Annotated in this window: 18 protein-coding genes, 1 tRNA gene, 1 pseudogene and 1 riboswitch; of the genes and pseudogenes, 10 read left to right on the top strand and 10 right to left on the bottom strand. The window is 56.8% G+C overall.

Translation table 11 applies throughout. The features are described from left to right. Position 1: 1 nt before the first annotated feature. From cobW to ACR0K5_RS18085, 4 genes are all read right to left on the bottom strand, one after another. Positions 2-1,057, bottom strand: a complete 1,056-nt coding sequence (gene cobW, locus ACR0K5_RS18100) for a cobalamin biosynthesis protein CobW (RefSeq protein WP_480631042.1) — start codon at positions 1,055-1,057, stop codon at positions 2-4. Then, positions 1,054-1,434, bottom strand: a complete 381-nt coding sequence (locus ACR0K5_RS18095; RefSeq protein WP_480631041.1) for a DUF1636 family protein — start codon at positions 1,432-1,434, stop codon at positions 1,054-1,056. Before ACR0K5_RS18095 ends, cobW begins: the two co-directional genes overlap by 4 nt. Positions 1,435-1,526: 92 nt before the next feature. Beyond that, positions 1,527-1,732, bottom strand: a riboswitch (cobalamin riboswitch). Between the two features lie 226 nt (positions 1,733-1,958). Then, complete coding sequence (locus ACR0K5_RS18090) at positions 1,959-3,815, bottom strand: SLC13 family permease (protein ID WP_480631104.1); 1,857 nt, start codon at positions 3,813-3,815, stop codon at positions 1,959-1,961. A gap of 321 nt (positions 3,816-4,136) precedes the next feature. After that, positions 4,137-4,210, bottom strand: a tRNA-Cys gene (locus ACR0K5_RS18085). Positions 4,211-4,435: 225 nt separating this feature from the next. Here ACR0K5_RS18085 and ACR0K5_RS18080 point away from each other — a divergent pair. The 3 genes from ACR0K5_RS18080 (at position 4,436) to ACR0K5_RS18070 (ending at position 7,450) form a co-directional block, all read left to right on the top strand. After that, a complete protein-coding gene (locus ACR0K5_RS18080) occupies positions 4,436-5,089 on the top strand; it encodes a protein-L-isoaspartate O-methyltransferase family protein (RefSeq protein ID WP_480631040.1) in 654 nt (217 codons plus the stop codon). A 95-nt stretch (positions 5,090-5,184) separates the two neighbouring features. Continuing rightward, a complete protein-coding gene (locus ACR0K5_RS18075) occupies positions 5,185-6,603 on the top strand; it encodes a TolC family outer membrane protein (RefSeq protein WP_480631039.1) in 1,419 nt (472 codons plus the stop codon). 73 nt (positions 6,604-6,676) lie between these two features. Next, positions 6,677-7,450: a hypothetical protein gene (locus tag ACR0K5_RS18070; RefSeq protein WP_480631038.1), complete on the top strand. Its 774-nt coding sequence runs from the start codon at positions 6,677-6,679 to the stop codon at positions 7,448-7,450. A 3-nt stretch (positions 7,451-7,453) separates the two neighbouring features. Here the strand turns inward: ACR0K5_RS18070 and ACR0K5_RS18065 are convergent, their stop codons facing one another. Then, positions 7,454-8,911 carry a cobyric acid synthase gene (locus ACR0K5_RS18065; RefSeq protein ID WP_480631037.1) on the bottom strand — a complete coding sequence of 486 codons (1,458 nt, stop codon included), beginning with the start codon at positions 8,909-8,911 and terminating at the stop codon, positions 7,454-7,456. A gap of 62 nt (positions 8,912-8,973) precedes the next feature. Between ACR0K5_RS18065 and ACR0K5_RS18060 the strand changes: the two genes are divergently transcribed. Then, positions 8,974-9,543, top strand: coding sequence for a cobalamin biosynthesis protein CobQ (locus tag ACR0K5_RS18060; protein ID WP_480631036.1), 570 nt, complete (start codon positions 8,974-8,976; stop codon positions 9,541-9,543). An 88-nt stretch (positions 9,544-9,631) separates the two neighbouring features. Here the strand turns inward: ACR0K5_RS18060 and ACR0K5_RS18055 are convergent, their stop codons facing one another. Then, positions 9,632-9,952: a DUF6280 family protein gene (locus ACR0K5_RS18055; protein WP_170572372.1), complete on the bottom strand. Its 321-nt coding sequence runs from the start codon at positions 9,950-9,952 to the stop codon at positions 9,632-9,634. Between the two features lie 218 nt (positions 9,953-10,170). Between ACR0K5_RS18055 and efp the strand changes: the two genes are divergently transcribed. Then, positions 10,171-10,734: an elongation factor P gene (efp, locus tag ACR0K5_RS18050; protein WP_480631035.1), complete on the top strand. Its 564-nt coding sequence runs from the start codon at positions 10,171-10,173 to the stop codon at positions 10,732-10,734. Positions 10,735-10,787: 53 nt separating this feature from the next. On the opposite strand, the gene ACR0K5_RS18045 is transcribed toward efp, so the two are convergent. Next, positions 10,788-11,729 carry an ABC transporter transmembrane domain-containing protein gene (locus ACR0K5_RS18045; RefSeq protein WP_480631034.1) on the bottom strand — a complete coding sequence of 314 codons (942 nt, stop codon included), beginning with the start codon at positions 11,727-11,729 and terminating at the stop codon, positions 10,788-10,790. A 113-nt stretch (positions 11,730-11,842) separates the two neighbouring features. After that, on the bottom strand, positions 11,843-12,580 hold the full coding sequence (gene ygfZ, locus ACR0K5_RS18040; protein WP_480631033.1) for a CAF17-like 4Fe-4S cluster assembly/insertion protein YgfZ: 738 nt from the start codon (positions 12,578-12,580) through the stop codon (positions 11,843-11,845). Positions 12,581-12,653: 73 nt separating this feature from the next. Between ygfZ and ACR0K5_RS18035 the strand changes: the two genes are divergently transcribed. Then, positions 12,654-13,328 (top strand): TIGR04283 family arsenosugar biosynthesis glycosyltransferase, encoded by a 675-nt coding sequence (locus ACR0K5_RS18035; protein WP_480631032.1) that lies wholly within the window; start codon positions 12,654-12,656, stop codon positions 13,326-13,328. A 7-nt stretch (positions 13,329-13,335) separates the two neighbouring features. Here ACR0K5_RS18035 and ACR0K5_RS18030 read toward each other — a convergent pair. After that, positions 13,336-14,091 (bottom strand): annotated as a pseudogene (locus tag ACR0K5_RS18030) (hypothetical protein); the annotation flags it as partial. Positions 14,092-14,195: 104 nt separating this feature from the next. On the opposite strand from ACR0K5_RS18030, the gene ACR0K5_RS18025 reads away from it, so the two are divergent. Beyond that, a complete protein-coding gene (locus ACR0K5_RS18025) occupies positions 14,196-14,966 on the top strand; it encodes an alpha/beta hydrolase (protein ID WP_480631031.1) in 771 nt (256 codons plus the stop codon). 99 nt (positions 14,967-15,065) lie between these two features. Then, positions 15,066-15,905 (top strand): EamA family transporter, encoded by an 840-nt coding sequence (locus ACR0K5_RS18020; protein ID WP_480631030.1) that lies wholly within the window; start codon positions 15,066-15,068, stop codon positions 15,903-15,905. Between the two features lie 39 nt (positions 15,906-15,944). On the opposite strand, the gene ACR0K5_RS18015 is transcribed toward ACR0K5_RS18020, so the two are convergent. After that, positions 15,945-16,226 (bottom strand): hypothetical protein, encoded by a 282-nt coding sequence (locus ACR0K5_RS18015; RefSeq protein WP_480631029.1) that lies wholly within the window; start codon positions 16,224-16,226, stop codon positions 15,945-15,947. Between the two features lie 366 nt (positions 16,227-16,592). Here ACR0K5_RS18015 and parE point away from each other — a divergent pair, with 366 nt between their 5' ends. Both parE and ACR0K5_RS18005 read left to right on the top strand, forming a co-directional pair. Continuing rightward, the gene (parE, locus tag ACR0K5_RS18010) at positions 16,593-18,551 is read left to right on the top strand and encodes a DNA topoisomerase IV subunit B (protein WP_480631028.1); all 1,959 of its coding nucleotides are present in this window, start codon (positions 16,593-16,595) and stop codon (positions 18,549-18,551) included. Positions 18,552-18,879: 328 nt separating this feature from the next. Continuing rightward, entirely contained in the window at positions 18,880-19,377 is a 498-nt protein-coding gene (locus tag ACR0K5_RS18005) for a hypothetical protein (protein ID WP_480631027.1), read from the top strand. Positions 19,378-19,412: the final 35 nt, after the last annotated feature.

Raw genomic sequence — 19,412 nt, 5'->3', positions numbered from 1 at the left:
TTTACTCGGCTGCCTCGGTCACGCCCACGAGGATATCGCGGATTGCGGCTTCTTTGATGTCATCATGCTCGGCGATCACGACCAGACGCGAGCGGCGTTCCTCGCCGGGCGCCCAAGGGCGGTCATACTGATGACGGACGCGGGCACCGACAGCCTGAACCAGCAGGCGCATGGGTTTGCCCTGAACGGCGGCATACCCTTTGACGCGCAGGATGTTCAGCTCATTGGCCAGACGTTCGATATTGGCAACAAGTTGGGCCGGGTCGGTCTGTTCAGGCAGTTCGACAATGATGCTTTCGAAATCGTCATGCTCGTGGTCGTGGTGACCGTCGTGGTGGCTCGGCCGGGCGTCCATGTCATCTTCGGCGGCAGCCTCAAGGCCCAGCACGACGCGTACGTCTACGGCACCTTCGGCGACTTCAACCACCGGCAGCGGGCGCGGGGCTTCGGCTGCGATGACCTCTTTGGCCTTTGCGACACCTTCCGGGCCGGCCAGATCCGGCTTGGTCAGCAAGATGATGTCGGCACACGAGATCTGATCCTCGAACACTTCGGAGAGGGGCGTTTCATGGTCGATCGAGTCATCGGCCAGGCGCTGGGCGTCCACAGCCTCGACATTCGGAGCAAACCGACCGGCAGCGACGGCCTCGGCATCCGCCAGCGCGATCACGCCATCAACGGTGATTTTCGAGCGGATATCGGGCCAGTCAAACGCTTTCAACAGTGGCTTTGGAAGCGCCAGTCCCGAGGTTTCGATCAGGATGTGATCGGGGCGCGGCTCCAGCGCCATCAGTGCCTCGATGGTTGGGATGAAATCATCGGCCACCGTGCAGCAGATGCAGCCGTTCGCCAGCTCCATGATATTTTCTGCTGGGCAATCAGGGATGGCGCAGGATTTCAGGATGTCGCCATCGACGCCCACATCGCCAAACTCGTTGACCACAACGGCAAGGCGCTTGCCTTGCGGGTTCTGCATCAGGTGCTTGACCAGCGTGGTCTTGCCGGAGCCCAGAAAGCCGGTGATCACAGTGACGGGGAGTTTTTCAAGAGTGCTCATTTCGGGGCTCCAATCGGGGGAATGCGGGCTGCGCAGTTTTTGCGGAAATGTTCGGGGCGTTCACGCCATTTGACCAGGCCATCCTCGGTCGCGAGGTACTTCGTGGCACCCTCCACGATGGTCTCGACATGGTCGGTTTCGTTGAGGTGCTCGTACACGAAAGTCCAGCGATCCGGACCTCCGCGCAATACGATGGAGCAGCCTTCGTCACAGTTCGACAGGCACTCTACGGCTTTCAGGGTGATGCCCTCGGGCAGGTCAGCTTGCTCAAGCGCCTTGTGCAGCAACGTGCCAGGCCGCTGCGCGTCATCTTCAACAGGCGACCCGCGCCGGCAGGTGGTACAGACCAGCAACTCGACTGGTGTAGTTTCGGTCATGTCTCTCATCCCCCCAAATCCTCTTCGCGGGGGACGGGGTTTCATGCGGGCCACGATTGGTCACGGACCCGACACCGGAACACCCCGCCCGGTTTCAACTTCGGTTGTTGGCAGGTCTCCCGGCTTGCAGATACCAGAGGCGGGCCTCTGTCGGATGTCCCGCCTTCCCGGCCTGTGGCCAGTGGCATTGGGCACCCTCTCCGTTCACGGTCGCGGGGGCGGCTGCGTTTGGCGGTAAACCCGTTGACGCATTCCCTTTTCATCGGCTGTCGCCGACACCAACGAAAGGGACATGCGGCACCGCTGGCCTGCTTGTCAAGCGAGTCGCGCGTAACATTTATGCCGAGGGAGAAAAAGCGACCTCTGGACGGCGATGGGCGGCATCGTGTGCAGGGGATTAGTCTGGGATGAGCCCGGCGATTATCAACATCTTATGGAGGGTAGCCCACCGTGATGACGGGTTGCCTTAGCTGAGCCTTTTTGAACGAGGGAAAAGGCCATCGAATACAACCGATCTTTTCGCCTTAATATATGAGGTTGATCATAACCAGCGAGACGACCAAAAACAGAGCCGTCATAACTCCGCCCGAGCGCACGAAATCCATCACTTTGTAACCTGCCGGCCCCATGATCAGCGCGTTCACCTGATGGGTTGGAATGATGAAGCTGTTCGAGGTGGAGATGGCGACTGTCAGAGCAAAGACGGATGGGTTCCCTCCTGCCGCCACCGCAATCGACACTGCAAGCGGCACGAGCAGGACCGTAGCCCCGACATTCGACATGACCAGCGAAAAGGCTGTAGCCAGAATGGCGATACCGGTTTGCAGTGACCAGAGCGGCCAGCCGTCCAGAATTACCATGATCTGCTGCGCAATCCATGCAGCGGTGCCAGTGTTCTGCACGGCTTGCCCCAATGGTATGAGGCAGGCAAGCAGGAAAACGGTGTTCCATCCAACAGCCCGGTATGCCTCATCCACGCTCAGCACCCGTGTCAGCATCATGCCTGCCGCTCCGGTCAGCAGGCACAGCGAAAGCCGGACATCTGTGAATAGAATCAAGGACAGTGAAATGGCAAAAAATGCCAGCGCCCAGCCGACCTTCTGCGGCCTCAGCTCGTCTTGTGGAAAGTCAGTCGTCACAACAACAAAATCCGGATCACGCTTGATCCGCATCAGGTTGTCCCATCTGGTATGCGCCACAAGCATATCACCCGCCTGGAATTTCTCGAGTCCGATCTGAGTGGATTTGTGGTCGTCCGTCTCGACATGGCTGAGCGTCTCTTCGCCCCGGTGAATGGCCAGCAGCGACATGCCATAGGTCTTGCGGAACAAAAGCTCGCGGGGGCATTTGCCGATCAGCTTGCTGTCTGGCGTGACGACCACCTCGGCAACCCCCGCATTGGTGGGGGCGAACTCTTCGACGAAAATGTCCAGGTCTGGCAGAACGGTCAGTCCGAACTTCTTAGCGAATACCTCCACTTCCCAACGTCGCCCGACGATGGCCAACCGACAGGGTGCCGCAATTTCGGCCGTCAACACCTGAACCATCGAAGTCTTGCCGCGATAGAAGGTCGAAATGATATACAGGTGGTTTTCATGGTTGATATCGGCCAGGATCTCACCAACCAAAGGGCTGTCCTCAGGCACCACGACCTCAAACACATCCGCTTTGAGCCCATAGACCCGCTGCAGGTATTCCTGTGTCCCTTGTCCGGTGCCTGTATTGTCCGGCCCTTCAGCTGCAGGCAAAACCCAGCGACCCAAAAGCAGAAAATAGCCTATTCCTGTCAGGATCAGAACTGCCCCGATCGGTGTGACCGAGAAAAGGCCGAAGGGCTCCATTTTCTGCGAGTCCGGTAAACCGTCGTTAGCCGTCAGGACAAGATCGTTGAGCAGGATAAGAGGCGAAGAACCGACCATCGTCATGGTGCCACCCAAAATGGCGCAGAATCCCATCGGCATCAGCAGACGCGATAGGGGGATACCTGACCGTGAAGAAATGCGGCTGACAACCGGCAGGAACAGAGCGGCGGCGCCGACATTCTGCATGAATGAGGAAATAACGCCAACAGTTCCGGAAATGATTGGCACAACTCTGCCTTCGGATTTACCACCATATTTGAGGATGACGGCAGCTACCTTGTTCATGATACCCGTCTTGTCCAAACCCGCACCGACGATCATCACCGCAATGATCGAGATGACAGCATTGGATGCAAACCCATCAAACAGACGGGGGACATCCGCAAGATTTTGAAGACCCGGCGCGTAGCTGAGCAAGCCGATGAGAACCAGAACCAATATGGCGGAAAGGTCGATTCTGACGATTTCGGATACGAACAGAAAAACGGTGAAAGCCAGAAGGGCGCAAACGACTCCCATCTCGAAGGTAAAGGTTATGTGTTCCACAATACGTCCAGAACTTACTTTCTTTCTTAAACTCCTAATTCATCCTGCCCGCCTTGTCATGAAATTTCGTTTTTGATTGATTTTAGGACATAATATTTCCCATATGGTGGCGGGGCGAGAAAGGTAAAAAAACACGGCGCTGCATAGCAGCAGTTGCAAAGACGCGTGGAGACACCACATGTCTTATGTATACACGGTGCTGTTTTGATGCGGTCGAAGCAAGATCGGCGAAGGCACTTTAATCCGAGATCCGAACGTCTCCGGGTAAACTGTATCTTAATTCTGCATGAAATTTGGAGGCGAGTACCGGAATCGAACCGGTGTACACGGATTTGCAATCCGCTGCGTCACCACTCCGCCAACTCGCCTTTTCAAGCAAAATCAAATACTTGCTGTGGTGTGCTTGGGGTTTTAACAGCTTTCCTAAAGGGCGTCCAGTGGATTGCGCGCAATTTCGACGACTAGATTGAAATTTACCAAAGCCTGCGACCGCAAACGCAAAGACGTAAGCGGGTTGCGTCAACAGGGCCGTTGCTGGGCGGTTCAGGATGTGGCACAAGCCGGATAACTTTGGGAATAAGACGAGAGATCCTATGACAGATTTCGCAGCCCGGCGCCGCACCATGGTCGATACACAGATTCGACCTTCAGATGTTACCAAGTTCCCGATCATAGAGGCGATGCTGAATGTCCCGCGCGAAAATTTCGTACCTGACGCGCAGCGAGAAGCTGCTTATGTCGACGGCGTAGTCGATCTGGGTGACGGGCGCAGTATGCTCGAGCCGAGAACACTGGCGAAAATGCTGGATGCGCTCAACATTTCGAACGACGAGATGGTTCTCGATATCGCTCCTGCGACGGGGTATTCCACTGCCGTGACCGCGCGAATGGCGCAATTGGTTGTTGGTGTGGAAAGCGACGACTCGCTGGCAGCAGAGGCACAAAACCTTCTGGCCGAGGCAGACGTGGACAATGCCATTATCCATGTAGGTCCGTTGGAGCAGGGCGTGGCTGAGCATGGTCCTTACGATGCAATTATGGTGCAGGGCGGCGTCGAACGGGTTCCCGAAGCTCTGTTGGATCAGCTCAAGGAACACGGCCGGATCGCTTGCCTGTTTGTCGAAGGCAATCTTGGGACCGTACGGATCGGTCGAAAGACCGGTGGCCGCGTCAGCTGGCGGGATGCGTTCAACGCCAGTGCACCGATACTAGAGAGCTTTTCGGCAGAGTGTGCATTTTCGCTATAGTCCGCCGATAGATTTTTCTGCCGCCTTGATTAGTTGAAAAGAAGACCGCAAACTGCCTGCAGGGCAGTGTAATTTCGATTTGAGAGGATTTCGGTATGCGTGGTTCAGCGACAGGCAAGCTGGTCAGGGCATTCGCAGTGACCGCAGGACTTGCCATGAGCGTAATGCCAGGGCGCGCGGTGTGGGCTGATAATATAACAGACGCCTTCATTGGTGCATATAACACGAGCGGCTTGCTGGAGCAGAACCGGGCGCTGTTGCGAGCAGCTGATGAAGACGTGGCGATCGCGCTTTCCGCGTTGCGCCCAATCATCAACTGGACTGTGCAGGTCAGTCAGGACTACACCCGGTCACGGACCAACAACGTAGTCACGACGAGCGAGCCGTCCCGTTTTTTCACCGGTCTGACACTTGGGCAGCTTCTGTATGATGGCGGCGCTTCGGTTCTGGGCAAGCAATCGGCGCAGGAAACCGTGCTGTCGACCCGGCAAACCCTTATCGATATCGAGCAACAGGTCCTTATCCGTGCTACGAACGCGTATCTGGGTGTGCTGCTTCAGGAAGAGACTGTTACAATTCGCCAGAACAACGTGGATGTTTCGGCGGAAGAGCTTCGCGCATCGAATGACCGCTTTGAGGTCGGTGAGGTTACACGTACTGACGTCGCTCTGTCCGAGGCGCAGCTGGCAAGCTCGCAGGCGGATCTTGCGGTCGCACGCGGTGAATTGAGCATTGCGCAGGCTGAATATGTAAATGCGGTTGGTAAGGCGCCTGGGCGGACAGCTGGTCAACCGAGCCTGCCTAATTTGCCACGGAGTGAGGCAGAGGCGGTTAGCCTCGCGCAGCGCAACCATCCGGCGATCCTGTCGGCGCAGCATCAGGTCCGTGCGTTTGATCTGATTGTACAGCAACAACGGGCCAACCTTGGGCCGAATGTCAGCCTGAACGCGGATGCGGGCGTGAGGGAAAGCTATGACAACGACGATTACGTGAATGACGCAACCGTTTCGCTGAATTTCAACCAACCCATTTATGCCGGTGGCCGCTTGGCCGCGAATGTGCGGCGCGCTATGGCCAACCGGGACGCGTCGCGCGCGAACCTTCTGAATGTACAGAAGGACATTACGCAGGGCGTAACAGACCGGTATGCCGCGTTTCAGGCGGCCAGCGCCAGCCTCAGGGCATCAACGGAACGGGTTCGCGCCTCGCAAGTCGCTTTTGATGGCATCCGGGAAGAAGCGACCTTGGGTGCCCGGACAACGTTGGATGTTCTGAATGCCCAGCAGGATTTGCTGGACGCGCAGCTGGCCGAAGTGGCATCGCGAACGGAACGGTCCCGCGCGGCGTATCAGCTTTTGCAGGCGCAAGGCCTTTTGACGGCAGAACGTCTGGGTCTGGCAGTTCAGATCTACGACCCGACTTTGTACTACAACCTGGTCAAGAAAGCCCCCGCGCGTGTCAGCAAACAGAGCAAGGATCTGGATCGAGTTCTCAAAGCGTTGCGTCGGGATTAACCGGTAATACTATTTGTTGTAGGGCTCGGATTGTTTGGCTACACTCGATCCAACGATAGAGCGGTAGAGAACAATGTCTGATAATGTCGTGAAAGCAGGGATCGAAGACGTTCTGTCTTCGGTCAAACGTCTGGTCAGTGAAGACAGTCGCGGTAAATCCGCCTCGGATCAACAGGGTGCAGCGCGCAAGCCGGGGCGGTTGGTGCTGACAGACGCGCTACGCATCAGCAAACCAGCACAGCCCGAAGCGATTCCTGCCAAGCCGAAACCTGGTGTTGCCGACTCGGCCAAGCCGATGCTGCTGCGCGCCTGCGACATTGTTCGGGCGGGCGATCCGGCCAACGCTGCGGCTGACGAGACGGAGACAAGTGTCGCAAAGTCCAGCTCTTCAGATGACCCTGCGATCAGCCTGAGCGCCAAGATCGAGGCGTTGGAAGCGGCAATAGCGCAAACCGAGGATCAGTGGGAACCGGATGGCGACAGCGCAGATGCCTATTCGGGCACACCGACACAGGCTCTGCCATGGAATGTCGAAGAGGAGTTCGCCGCTGGAAGGACTGCCGTTCTGACTGCGGTGGAAGGACCGAGCGATCCGCAGCCGGAGGCCGACACAGCCCAACACGTGGAGTTCATTCGATCGACCCAACAGGCCGAAAATGGGCCTGCCGCTGACAGGGCGGAAGAGGTCGCGACGATCGACATGGATGAAGAAACTTTGCGCGACCTGATCGCAGAAGTTGTGCGGCAGGAGCTGCAGGGTGCCATGGGCGAACGGATCACGCGAAACGTGCGCAAGATGGTGCGGCGGGAAATCGCACGCGCCCTGGCCGCGAAAGAGATGGAATAAGTTTCAGCCGCGCTGCGGCGACTGTGCGAGGCTCAGTAGCAACTCAAGATCCATATGGCGTTCCAGATGATCGGCAAGATCGTCCAGCGCCTGTTCCACACCGTCTTCGTAGGCAGTATCCGAAGTCGCACCCAGCGTTGCCAAATAGCGCGCGCGGAATGCGTCGGATGAAAAAATACCGTGTAAATAGCTGCCCATGATCCGCCCGTTTTTGCTGGCAGCACCCTCTGGTCGCCCTTCGACCTCCAACCATGCGCGGGCACAGTCTGGACCGTCGGTGTGACCCATGTGGATTTCGTACCCGCTGACTGGTTCGCGTTCGGGCAGGGCGTGGGCCGTACGCAGGATGACCTGTTTCTGGCCACCCATGACCGTATCGACATCCAGCAATCCCAACCCGTCAGTTTTGCCGGGTCTGCCGTCAACTCCACCGGGATCGGAAATGGTTTTACCCAGCATCTGATAACCCCCGCACAGGCCCAGAACATGTCCGCCCCGGCGGACATGGGCATAAAGGTCGATATCCCAGCCTTGTGCCCGGAAATAGGTCAGATCTCCGATGGTGGATTTACTTCCCGGCAACAGAACCAGATCAGCGTCGCCGGGCAGGGGGCGTCCGCCGGGGATGATCTCGACACTCACGCCGGGTTCAGCCGAAAGCGGATCGAGGTCGTCGAAATTCGCCATACGCTCCAGCTGAGGCACTACGACCTTGCACGCGCCGCCGGCATGAGAACGGATGTCCATCATGTCTTCGGCCGGCAGCTTCCAGGCGTCGTGAAACCATGGCACGACCCCGAGACAGGGCCAGCCTGTACGAGCGGAGATGTCATCGCGCCCTTCGTCAAACAGGGACACATCTCCTTTGAACCGATTGACGGCAAACCCCCTGATCTGCGCCAGATCGCCCTCGTCCAGCACTGCCTGGGTGCCAACAATCTGCGCGATCACGCCGCCGCGGTGAATATCCCCGACCAGAACAACCGGAATACTCGCGGCGCAGGCAAATCCCATATTTGCGATGTCGCCCTTGCGCAGGTTGGTCTCAGCCGGGCTGCCCGCGCCCTCGATCAGAACCAGATCAGCATCGGCGCAGAGCCGATCAAAGCTTTCCAGAGCAGCTCCTAGTAATTTGGACTTGTCCTTGCGATAGTCCCCGGCCTTCATTGTGCCCGCCCGTTGCCCCTGAACGATGATCTGCGCGCCGGTATCGGTTTCAGGCTTCAACAGAATAGGGTTCATATCCGTGTGAGTTGCCCGTTTGGCCGCTCGGGCCTGAAGGGCTTGCGCGCGGCCAATCTCGCCCCCGTTTTCGGTGACGGCTGCATTGTTCGACATGTTTTGCGGTTTGAATGGCGCCACCCGAAACCCACGGCGCGTGTAGGCGCGCGCCAGACCGGCCACCAGAACCGATTTTCCGACATTGCTGCCGGTGCCTTGAATCATGATGGCGCGAACCATGTCTTGTCTCCTATACGTCGAGGCGCAGATGATATGATTTGAGCCAAAAGGGAAAGCCCCGGATGAACACGCCAGCGCATCTTTTGATCGGGGCCGCCGCGTTTGCCCGGCCTCCGCAAGGGCGTATCCTGTGGGCTGCGTTGGTCGGAGCGTTGCTGCCGGATATGTCCCTGTACCTCATGGCGGGCGTGTCCCTGTTTGTTTTGGGCATTCCGGAACAGGTGGTTTTTGAGCAGCTTTACTTTTCCCCGACCTGGCAGACCGTATTCGCCATAGACAATTCCTTCCTGATTTGGGGGGCAGTATTGTTATTGGCAGTTTGGAAAGGTTGGCGTGTCCTGGCTGTCGGGGCAGCGGCAGGTCTGTTGCATCTTGCGACAGATTTTCTGCTTCATGCTGGCGACGGACGACCACAATTCTGGCCCTTCAGCGACTGGGTGTTTCACAGCCCTGTCAGTTACTGGGACAGTGACCATCATGCCCTGTGGGTGGCGCCAGTGTCAGCCGCGGTCTGTCTGGCTGCATATGTATTGCTGTGGCAGCGCGGATTGCCGGTTTGGGGAAAAACGCTGTTTGCGACCATGCTGGCGGCTGAAATCTGGGTGGTGCGGCAATGGCTGTTGTTCTTTTGATCTAACATACTGAATGCTAGGGAACCCAAAATAGAAAAACGCGCTCTGATAGGCAGAGCGCGTTTTTTCACTACGAAAACGCCTTGGATCAGGCGGCTTCGGCCTGTTGTGCAGCATTGCGGCGTTCGCTTTCTTCACGCGACAGCGCAACCGAGGTGCGCACACCACGTCCAACGAATTCCATCAACCCGTCCACAACCCGCTCATTCGGGTCAATACCCGCGCAGGACAAAACCTCGCGGCCATCGCGCGACCGGGCCCAACGGGCAATCTGTTCCGGACCGTTGCCATACTTCTTGTCATCGGCAATTGCATCGTCCAGCGCAGCCAACACAACGGCCGCGAAAAGTTTACGGGCACGATTGCCTTGCTCATTGTTAAAGGCAGTGCCGTCAACGAAATCTCTCATCTCGTTTCCCTTGTTGTTCTTGCTCTTGCATTTTCGGCGTGAGGGTCCTTATGACCTATTAAGCGTGATTCGGATACACTTGAAATGCATAGTTGCGTTGCGTCATTTGCATATCTCGCTGCACCTGCAGCACTAGGTTTCGTTGTCTTGTCAGGTGTGATCCCGCCAGATATAGGGAGCGCAACTGACGCATCAACCGTTTGTGAAGGATTTATGCAATGCCCAAGATAAATGGGAACGAAATTCGCCCCGGCAATGTGCTTGAGCATAACGATGGCCTGTGGGCAGCGGTCAAGGTTGACCATGTAAAGCCCGGCAAAGGCGGGGCTTTTGCACAAGTCGAACTGCGCAACCTGCGCAACGGCTCGAAGCTGAACGAACGCTTCCGGTCTGCGGACAAAGTCGAACGTGTGCGTCTTGAGCAAAAGGACCAGCAATTCCTGTACGAATCCGACGGGATGCTTGTGTTCATGGACGCCGAGACCTACGAACAGATTGAATTGCCTGCAGAATTGCTGGGTGAACGCCGCCCGTTTCTGCAGGACGGAATGACCATCGTTGTCGAATTTTACGAAAGCGAGGCGTTGAACGCGACGCTGCCGCAGAAAGTGACCTGTAAAATCGTCGAGACCGAGCCGGTGGTAAAAGGTCAAACTGCGGCGAACTCATTCAAGCCTGCGGTGCTGGACAACGGCGTGAAAGTCATGGTTCCGCCGTTCATCGGTCAGGATGAAATGATCATCGTGAACACGGAAACGATGGAATACTCCGAACGCGCGTGACGTTTTGTCACTTTTCACATCAGACCGCGCAGGCACCCGCCGTGCGGTCTTTTTTATGCGGAAGGGCGGTAACGATAGCGTGTTGGATCCGGGCCGAAAAGCTCCAGCATCAACTCGTATTTGATGCGATTGGCGCTGACCTGGCGATAGAATGCAATCAAAAACGCTGTGGGTCCCTGAATGCGGCTGAGCCCGCTAGTGGCAGCCACCACGGTGCCGACATCCGTTTTCCCTTGCAGGACCAAATAGCCACCCAGCATCAGGATGCCGACGGTGCCGGCCCCATTAATCACACTCAGCAGGAATTTTGCTGACAGTTTCCAAAGGAACATCCGACGTCGCGTGTCGTATATGTCATCGAACATGGCATTGATATCCCGCTCGACGGCTTCAATGTCCTCGGTCGTCAGCCGGTCCGTGGCACCGCGTAGAATACGGACACGTTCCGCCACGAAAGTGTTCACTTTGCGCTGCGAGACCAGAACGATGATGATTTGCGGAACGATCATAGAAAACGCGATCAGACCCAGACCCGGCTGAGTGGAAGAGATATAGCCAATGACGCTGATCAGCGTTCCAATCTGAACAACCGGGTCCGAGAATGCGCCGCCCGCGAATTTACCCAGTTCTTCAGCCTCAGCCGAAATGGCTGTGGTCATGGTGCCTTTGCGCAGGCTTTCGCCGGTTTCCTTCAGGTCAGTCGATCGCCACAGTAAGCGCTGGCGGATCAGCCGGATCATGTCTTCGCCCAGGGTGCCGGCTCGAAACCCCAATATCCATTTCAACACGAGGCTCAGCAGGATGACCGCCATCATGCCTATGCCCAGCTGGATCAGCTTTTCGATGCCGACATCGTCGGACGTCAGGTGGTTGATGATGTCGCGCTGAAACTCCAGCGGTACGGCGGCAAGGCCGGCAATGGCAATGGAAAGCAGGATTAAGATTATTTGCCGCCCAGCACTGGCACGCCAGATCGCGGAATAAAGTCGAAACATGCAGAAATCCGGTTTGCCCTGTTTACCCGCACTGTGGCAGCGCACGACGATAGGTTCAAACTTTACGATACAAGCTGCTGTGTTGGACGTGCCGATTTCGCAACAAGATCAGCTCAGTTTTCCAGACGCACCGTGGCGTTGTCCGCCCGCATCTCACCCCTTGCGCGATCAAATCGCAGGTATGCAATCCCTTGCCCGCCGGCTTGCGTGTACAAAGTTCCGACGGGTTTGCCGTTTGCCGTGATCTCGGTTCCCACCGGGGCCGCGCCCTGCACAACGACGCGCCGCAGACCTTTGCGCAGTTCGGTTTTGTGCTTCATGCGCGCGGTCACTTCCTGACCGACATAGCAGCCCTTTTTGAAATCAACGCCATTCAGCGCTTCGAACCCGGATTCAAGGATATAGCTGTCCGGGGTCAGCTCTGTGCCTGCCTCGGGAATGCAGTGCCGGACGCGTAGTGCATCCCAATCGGATCCGTCATCGCCTTCAGGGGCGGCGGAATAGTTGCGCCAGCCCATGTCTGTGTGACGGGGATCGGGCAGGGCAGTATCCGGCGCCGCTCCGATGCCGCGTTGCAGGTTCAGATCTGTGCCCTCGATCGCTACATCTGCACGCAATTTGTACATCGCCAGACGTTTGACCAGATCGTCCGCAAGGTGCTCGGCCACATCCAGAAGGATACCATCGGCATCTCGTTTCAGGAAGAAATCCGCCAGGTATTTTCCCTGCGGAGTAAGCAAAGCAGCGTAGACCAGCCCGTTGTTCAACCCCTTAATGTCGTTGGTAATCAGGTCCTGCAAAAAGCTTTCGGTGTCCGAGCCGGTCAGGCGCAGTATGCGGCGGGTGGGCATGGCTTGGTCCTCGTCATTTCCTCAGGCCTCGTGATATAGGAAGATCCGATGCCAAGACCAGAGGTTATCAGACGTGCCTGCCCCTATCTCCGTTGTGATACCGACCCTTAATGCCGCCGATGCATTGCCCGCGTGTCTGGAAGCTTTGATGGAAGGTCTGCACACCGGGTTGATCCGGGAACTGATCGTCAGTGACGCTGGATCAACTGACCACACGCTGGATATTGCGGAAGAGGCTGGTGCCGAGATTGTGTCAGGCACGCCATCACGAGGTGGACAGCTACGCCGTGGGTGCACGCAGGCCAAAGGTGATTGGCTGCTGATCCTTCATGCGGACACTGTATTGCAGAAAGGGTGGAGCGAGACCGTAAGCGCCCATCTACCTTCAAACAAACCGGCCGCTTTCCGGTTGGCGTTCCGCGCGCGCGGGCTCGCTCCGGCATGGGTGGCTGGCTGGGCCAATCTGCGCAGCCGGGTGTTTGGGTTGCCATACGGAGATCAGGGCCTGCTGGTGCCACGTTATATATATCAAGCGGCAGGAGGGTTTCCGGACCAACCGCTGATGGAGGATGTGGCGCTGGTGCGTGCGTTACCTCGCATCACGATTCTGGACGCGCGCGCCTTTACGAGTGCGGAGCGCTATGAGCGGGTGGGGTGGTTTCGGCGGGGCGCGCGGAATCTATGGACACTTCTGCGCTATTTTCTGGGGACCGATCCGCAGGTGCTGGCGCAATCTTACCGGCGTTAAGGGTCGCACGCAATTCAACCAGAGATTTTCCCAGCCGGAACGGGGCTGCAAAACTGACAAGGCACAGGGCCACAATCTGTAAGACCAGAATATGGGCATTGTCCTGCAGGTATTCCCATTCTTCTTTCAGTTTGCTGACCTGCTCGATCAGATCGTCATAGCTCTGAGCAAGGATCAGGTAGTCTCCGGCGATCGCCGGAACCTTGCGGCGCATGTTATCGATGGCCGCCTGAGTTTTCTCGTCCATAGAGGTGAAGACCAGAAACTGATCGATGTCGAAGGCATCAGCCTTTGCTGCCATGCCGCGAATTTCCTCCATTTCATCCTTGGACTGGCGTCCAAACAGGAAATGCAGGCCTTGCAGTGGGGCAACCTCGTTTGTGACGGCGATGAATAAGGGTAATTCCGAGTTGCTGGCGGTTGAGGCCGACAGGAATTCGACCTTGTCGCACAGAACCGCTGTGTCCGGGTCGTAGGCGGGGTCGCAGAACCGCAGTCGGAACCGTGCGGCGTCGCGGTCGAAAGCCAGCGTTGCTGCGTAGGCCACGTCGATCTGACGATCCAACCGTGAGCTGTCAGAGGTATAAAGCCCCGCCAAAACGGCCACCAATGCGCCGAAGCCACCCAGCACGACCCAGACCAGATCGGCCAGTTTCCATGCTCGATGCCCCGCAGGTTTACGAAACAGAAATGCGGTGCCGATGGATCCCATGAGGAAAAACAGGATTAGCAGCGGCAGTTGGTTATCGGCTATGAAACTCATATGCCCGATTTTAGGACCTACTGTGTGTCCTGCAACAGGGATCACGAGCAGTTGTAACATCTTACCACATCCCCATACTGGAAACAGCGCAGAGGGAGGTTTCAATGACCAAAGAGATTGTTCTGATCCACGGAGCTTTTGCCGGACCCTGGTGCATGCAGGATTACGCAGCTTTTTTTCGCGACCGGGGTTGGACGGTACACGTTCCTGCCTTGCGTTACCACGGCGGCGATCCCAAAGCGGACCCTGACCCGGGTCTGACCGATACCAGCGTCATGGACTACACAAACGACATAGCGGAATTTGTTCAGGGTCTGAACAGCAAACCTGTCATTCTGGGGCATGCCATTGCCGGGGTCGTGGCGCAACAAGTGGCGTCCCGGGGTTTGGCCAGCGCCATCGTTCTGATCAATCCGAATGCGCCCTGGGGAACATTACCTGAAACCGACGATGAGCGGGCGGTGCCGCGCGCTTTGATGGAGGGCGGGGCCTTCTGGAAACAGCCCATGCGGGTCGAGTTCGAACTGATGGCACCGTTCGCGCTCAATAAGATGGGTGAGGCGCAACAGCATGAGGTGTACGATCAGCTGGGGGCTGAAAGCGGGCGTGTGATGTTTGAGATGTTCTTTTGGATGTTCGATGACCACCACGCAATCAAGGTTGATTTCGACAAGGTTGACTGCCCCGTTTTGGTGGTCTCAGGTGCCGAAGACAGGGCTGTTAATCCCCATACCTGCCGCGCACTGGCAGAGCGCTATGAGGATCGCGGAACCTTTTTGCTGGTCCAGGGTCATGCCCATTTCCTGTTCATGGAACCGGGTTGGGAAGGGCCAGTCACGAAAATCGAGACTTGGCTGACAAGCCAGCCGAATTGAAACGGGCTTGACACGAATCTGCGACTTGGTCGACATCGCGCCATGTGAATAGGGCAACCGACCCTTGATGCGCACAATCTCTGCGGGAAAGGTCCGGGCATGACCCTGTTCGTCGTCCTCATTATTCTTTCGGCTGCTTTGTTGCATGCGGTTTGGAATGCGATCGTGAAAACGGCCGCTGATCGAACCACCATGTTGGGTTTGGTCGCTTTAGGTCACGTGCTGCCTGCGACGGTCATGGTGATGGTGCTGCCGCTGCCAAGCGCAGAGAGCTTTACCTATATCCTGCTCTCGACTATCGTGCATTTCGGCTATTATTTCATGCTGGGTAAGGCCTATCAGCATGGTGATCTGAGTGTGGTCTATCCCATTGCCCGCGGAATTGTTCCGGCGCTGGTTTCGCTTTGGGCAATGGTCCTGGTCGGAGAAGTGCTGCCTTTTCAGGCCTGGATCGGTATCGCCTTGATCGCCGTTGGCATTCAGCTGAGCAGCTGGAAAGCGCTACGCTCGGGCGTAGGGCGCAGCGCGCTGGTGTTCGCGCTGGGCACCGGGTTCTGCATCTCGATCTATTCGGTCGTTGACGGGATCGGGGTTCGGCTATCGGGCAATACGCTCAGCTATTGGGCGTGGGGGGCGTTTCTGCATCTGTTCATAGCCGGTTTTGTCGGGGTTCGGAAACTTGCGACCTTAAAAGACCTGCCAGTCAAAATATGGATGACAGGTATTCTTGGCGGGCTGGTTTCAATGACAGCTTATGGTCTGGTGCTGTATGCCAAGAACTTCGCACCATTGGGCGCAGTTTCGGCGCTGCGCGAAACTTCGGTCATCTTCGCAGCACTGATCGGGTTCATATTCCTCAAGGAAGGCAACTGGATACGACGGCTGGGTGCCGCCGTACTCATGGCCGCCGGAGTCGCGCTGATTGGAATGGCGGTCTGATCCGACCGTTAAGCCTTCGATGATGGTGGCGCGTCTGTCTTATCGGCCTACCTGAAACGTGCTCTGTGGTTTCCAGTGCATGTTACCTTTGTCATTGCTCACACAACGCAGCAACCGCTCCTCTCGTGTGCTGATCGTGTCCGTGACGGTATTGTCGCCGAAGATCACGATGAAGGAATCCGGGGAATAAGCCAGCCCCTTGTAATAGCAAAACCGCGTTTCCGCCCCGTCCGGGATCGGTGACGCCAGGCTGAGCGTCTGTTGTGCTAATGTTTGGGTCGCGAGCATGGCTAAGGTCAGCCCAAAGGTCAGTGTTTTCATGTCGTCCTCCCGTCCTGCAAATCTGTTTTCGATCGAAAAGGTTTTGGACGCCCGAACCTCAAGTACCCGTTGTTGTGATTGGGTAAGTGTGAACGGGATCAACGGTTTAGGCAACGAAAATCCTCAAGGCGAAACTGCAGCCGCTATGAGCCGGAGTTTGCAGACGGATCGTCGATCACTACCGTGAATGGTGTTTCATCGCAAAAGGTGGCCAGTGCGATGCCTGATGATGCAAAATGGGGCCTACTGCGGCACAGGGGCCATTTACTCACCCGCCCGAAACCATCCACAACACCTCGCGTCCCTCTTCCCCCGGACCACATCACCTGCCATAATGGGGGAAACTCAAAAACAAGAGCAGCACCCATGCCCGACGATCTGTTGACGCCAGAAGCGACCACTACCTATGACGCCTCCTCGATTGAGGTTCTCGAAGGTCTGGAACCGGTCCGCAAACGCCCCGGCATGTATATTGGCGGCACCGATGAACGCGCGCTGCACCATATGGTGGCCGAGATTCTCGACAACTCGATGGACGAAGCGGTCGCGGGCCATGCCAACCGGATCGAGGTTGAGCTGCATGCGGACTATGCCCTGACCGTGCGGGATAACGGGCGCGGCATTCCGATCGACCCGCATCCCAAGTTCCTGGACAAATCCGCGCTTGAGGTGATCTTGTGCACCCTGCACGCAGGTGGCAAATTCTCGGGCAAGGCTTACCAGACTTCGGGTGGTTTGCACGGCGTGGGTGCGTCTGTGGTCAACGCGCTGTCGGATTCGATGGTCGTACAGGTGGCGCGTGACAAGACGCTGTTCGAACAGCGGTTTTCGCGCGGAATCCCGTTGGGCCCTGTGGAAAAGATCGGCGCAGCCCCGAACCGGCGCGGCACGACTGTCACGTTCCACGCGGATGCGGAAATCTTTGGTCACCACAAATTCAAACCGGCGCGCCTGTTCAAATCTATCCGCTCTAAGGCCTACCTGTTCTCGGGCGTCGAAATCCGCTGGAAATCCGCCATCGACGACGGCGAAACGCCTACTGAGGCCACTTTCCACTTCCCCGGCGGGCTCTCCGATTATCTGAAAGAGACGATGAACGGTTCGTCCACCTATGCCGAGCAGCCCTTTGCAGGCACCGTGGATTTTCAGGAGAAATTTGGCACCCCCGGCAAGGTCGAATGGGCGATCAACTGGACGCCCTCGCGTGATGGCTTCATCCAGTCATACTGTAACACCGTCCCAACACCCGAAGGCGGCACCCATGTTGCAGGGTTCTGGGCCGCAGTGCTCAAGGGCATCAAGGCCTATGGCGAGCTGATCAACAACAAGAAGGCTGCGCAGATCACCCGCGATGACCTGATGGCCGGTGGCTGTGCTCTGGTGTCGTGCTTCATCTCTGAACCGGAATTCGTCGGCCAGACCAAGGACCGCCTTGCGACGGTCGAGGCGCAGCGGCTGGTCGAAAACTCGGTCCGCGACCATTTCGACAACTGGCTGGCCGCCGACACGAAATCCGCCGGCGCTATCTTAGACTTCCTCATCCTGCGGGCTGAGGAACGCCTGCGCCGACGGGCCGAGAAGGAAACACAACGCAAGTCCGCCACTAAGAAACTTCGTCTCCCCGGCAAGTTGGTGGACTGTAGTAGTTCAACACGGGACGGCACCGAATTATTCATCGTCGAGGGCGACTCGGCGGGCGGGTCCGCCAAGATGGGCCGGAACCGCAAAACGCAGGCCCTGCTGCCCCTGCGTGGTAAAATCCTGAACGTATTGGGCGCGGCCAGTTCGAAATTGGGCACCAATGCCGAAATCAGCGATCTGACGCAGGCGCTGGGTGTCGGGCTTGGCACCAAGTTCAACGTCGACGACCTGCGTTATGACAAAATCATCATCATGACCGACGCGGATGTGGACGGGGCGCATATCGCGGCGCTGCTGATGACGTTCTTCTTTACCCAGATGCGTCCCATGATCGACGCGGGCCATCTGTATCTGGCCTGCCCGCCTCTGTACCGCCTGACGCAGGGCGCAAAGCGCGTCTATTGCCTGGACGAGGCCGAGCGGGACGAGTGGCTTGAGAAAGGTCTGGGCGGCAAGGGCAAGATCGACGTCTCGCGCTTCAAGGGTTTGGGCGAGATGGACGCCAAGGACCTGAAAGAGACCACGATGGACCCGGCGTCCCGGAAATTGATCCGGGTCACCATCGACGAGGACGAACCCGGCGAGACCGGCGATCTGGTTGAGCGCCTGATGGGCAAGAAACCCGAACTGCGGTTCCAGTATATTCAGGAGAACGCGCGGTTTGTGGAGGAGTTAGACGTATAATTTAATGAATTTATTGACTTTTTTGGCACTTCGATTGGGAGTGCGTCTAGCAACTTGTCGAGAAGTTCCCGAAAGGTACTCGCCATCTGAGCAAAACAACAATTTTACTTATTTTTGGATTAATCTTGATTGCGACAAAAACATAAGGTTCCTGCCAACTTCGCCACCCCTCGCGAATGGGATGGTAGGGGCTTACTCGCCAACCGAAGAAGCTCTGTGGCCAGATGGCAGAATGGCAGACGCTTGCCTTCCGTATTCGCTGGTTGGACGAGCGTCCTACCGTATCCAAAGAGTTTATGGGAGAACCGAGTTTTCCTTTAACAACCCAGTGTTTTTTGTTGTTAGCGAAGTTCTTCAACGACACGTATTGGTGAATTGGTTTAATGAATCTCAAGAGGCTCGAGCACAAAGAAAGTTCAAGAGGGACTTTCAATTTTCAGCTAAACGTATGGAGATTCTTGGAAAAGCCATCAACTGGCGTCGAGGCATTTCTAAGAAGAGTGGTGTTAACGCCCTCGCGAAAGAGTTTTCTCATATAGACTTGGGCGACCACATCTTCACTAGTCGGTTTTGGGGTCTTGATGACCACGACTACTATTTAACAGAGCTGGAATTTGTGCTGGATTCGCTAGTTTCTTCGAACGATTTGGAAAAGGTTGCGGGCCGTTATCGTTTGACCGGAAAGGCTCTTGTAAGTGTGTCTCACTTTGAAGAAGCACAGCACAAAGCCGCAGAAGCGCGGGGCCATGATACTGCAATCAGGCGATTGACTTGGGTGATTGCTATCGCTGCGGCCATTCAAGCCATAATTCTATTCTTTAAGTAGTTAGATTCGGACAGTGTTTAATGAGTTTGCGGGCC

It is taken from the genome of Ruegeria sp. AB9, assembly GCF_056542585.1.
Note: the sequence above shows the minus strand (reverse complement) of the source record. Positions and strands in the feature narration are given on the sequence as shown.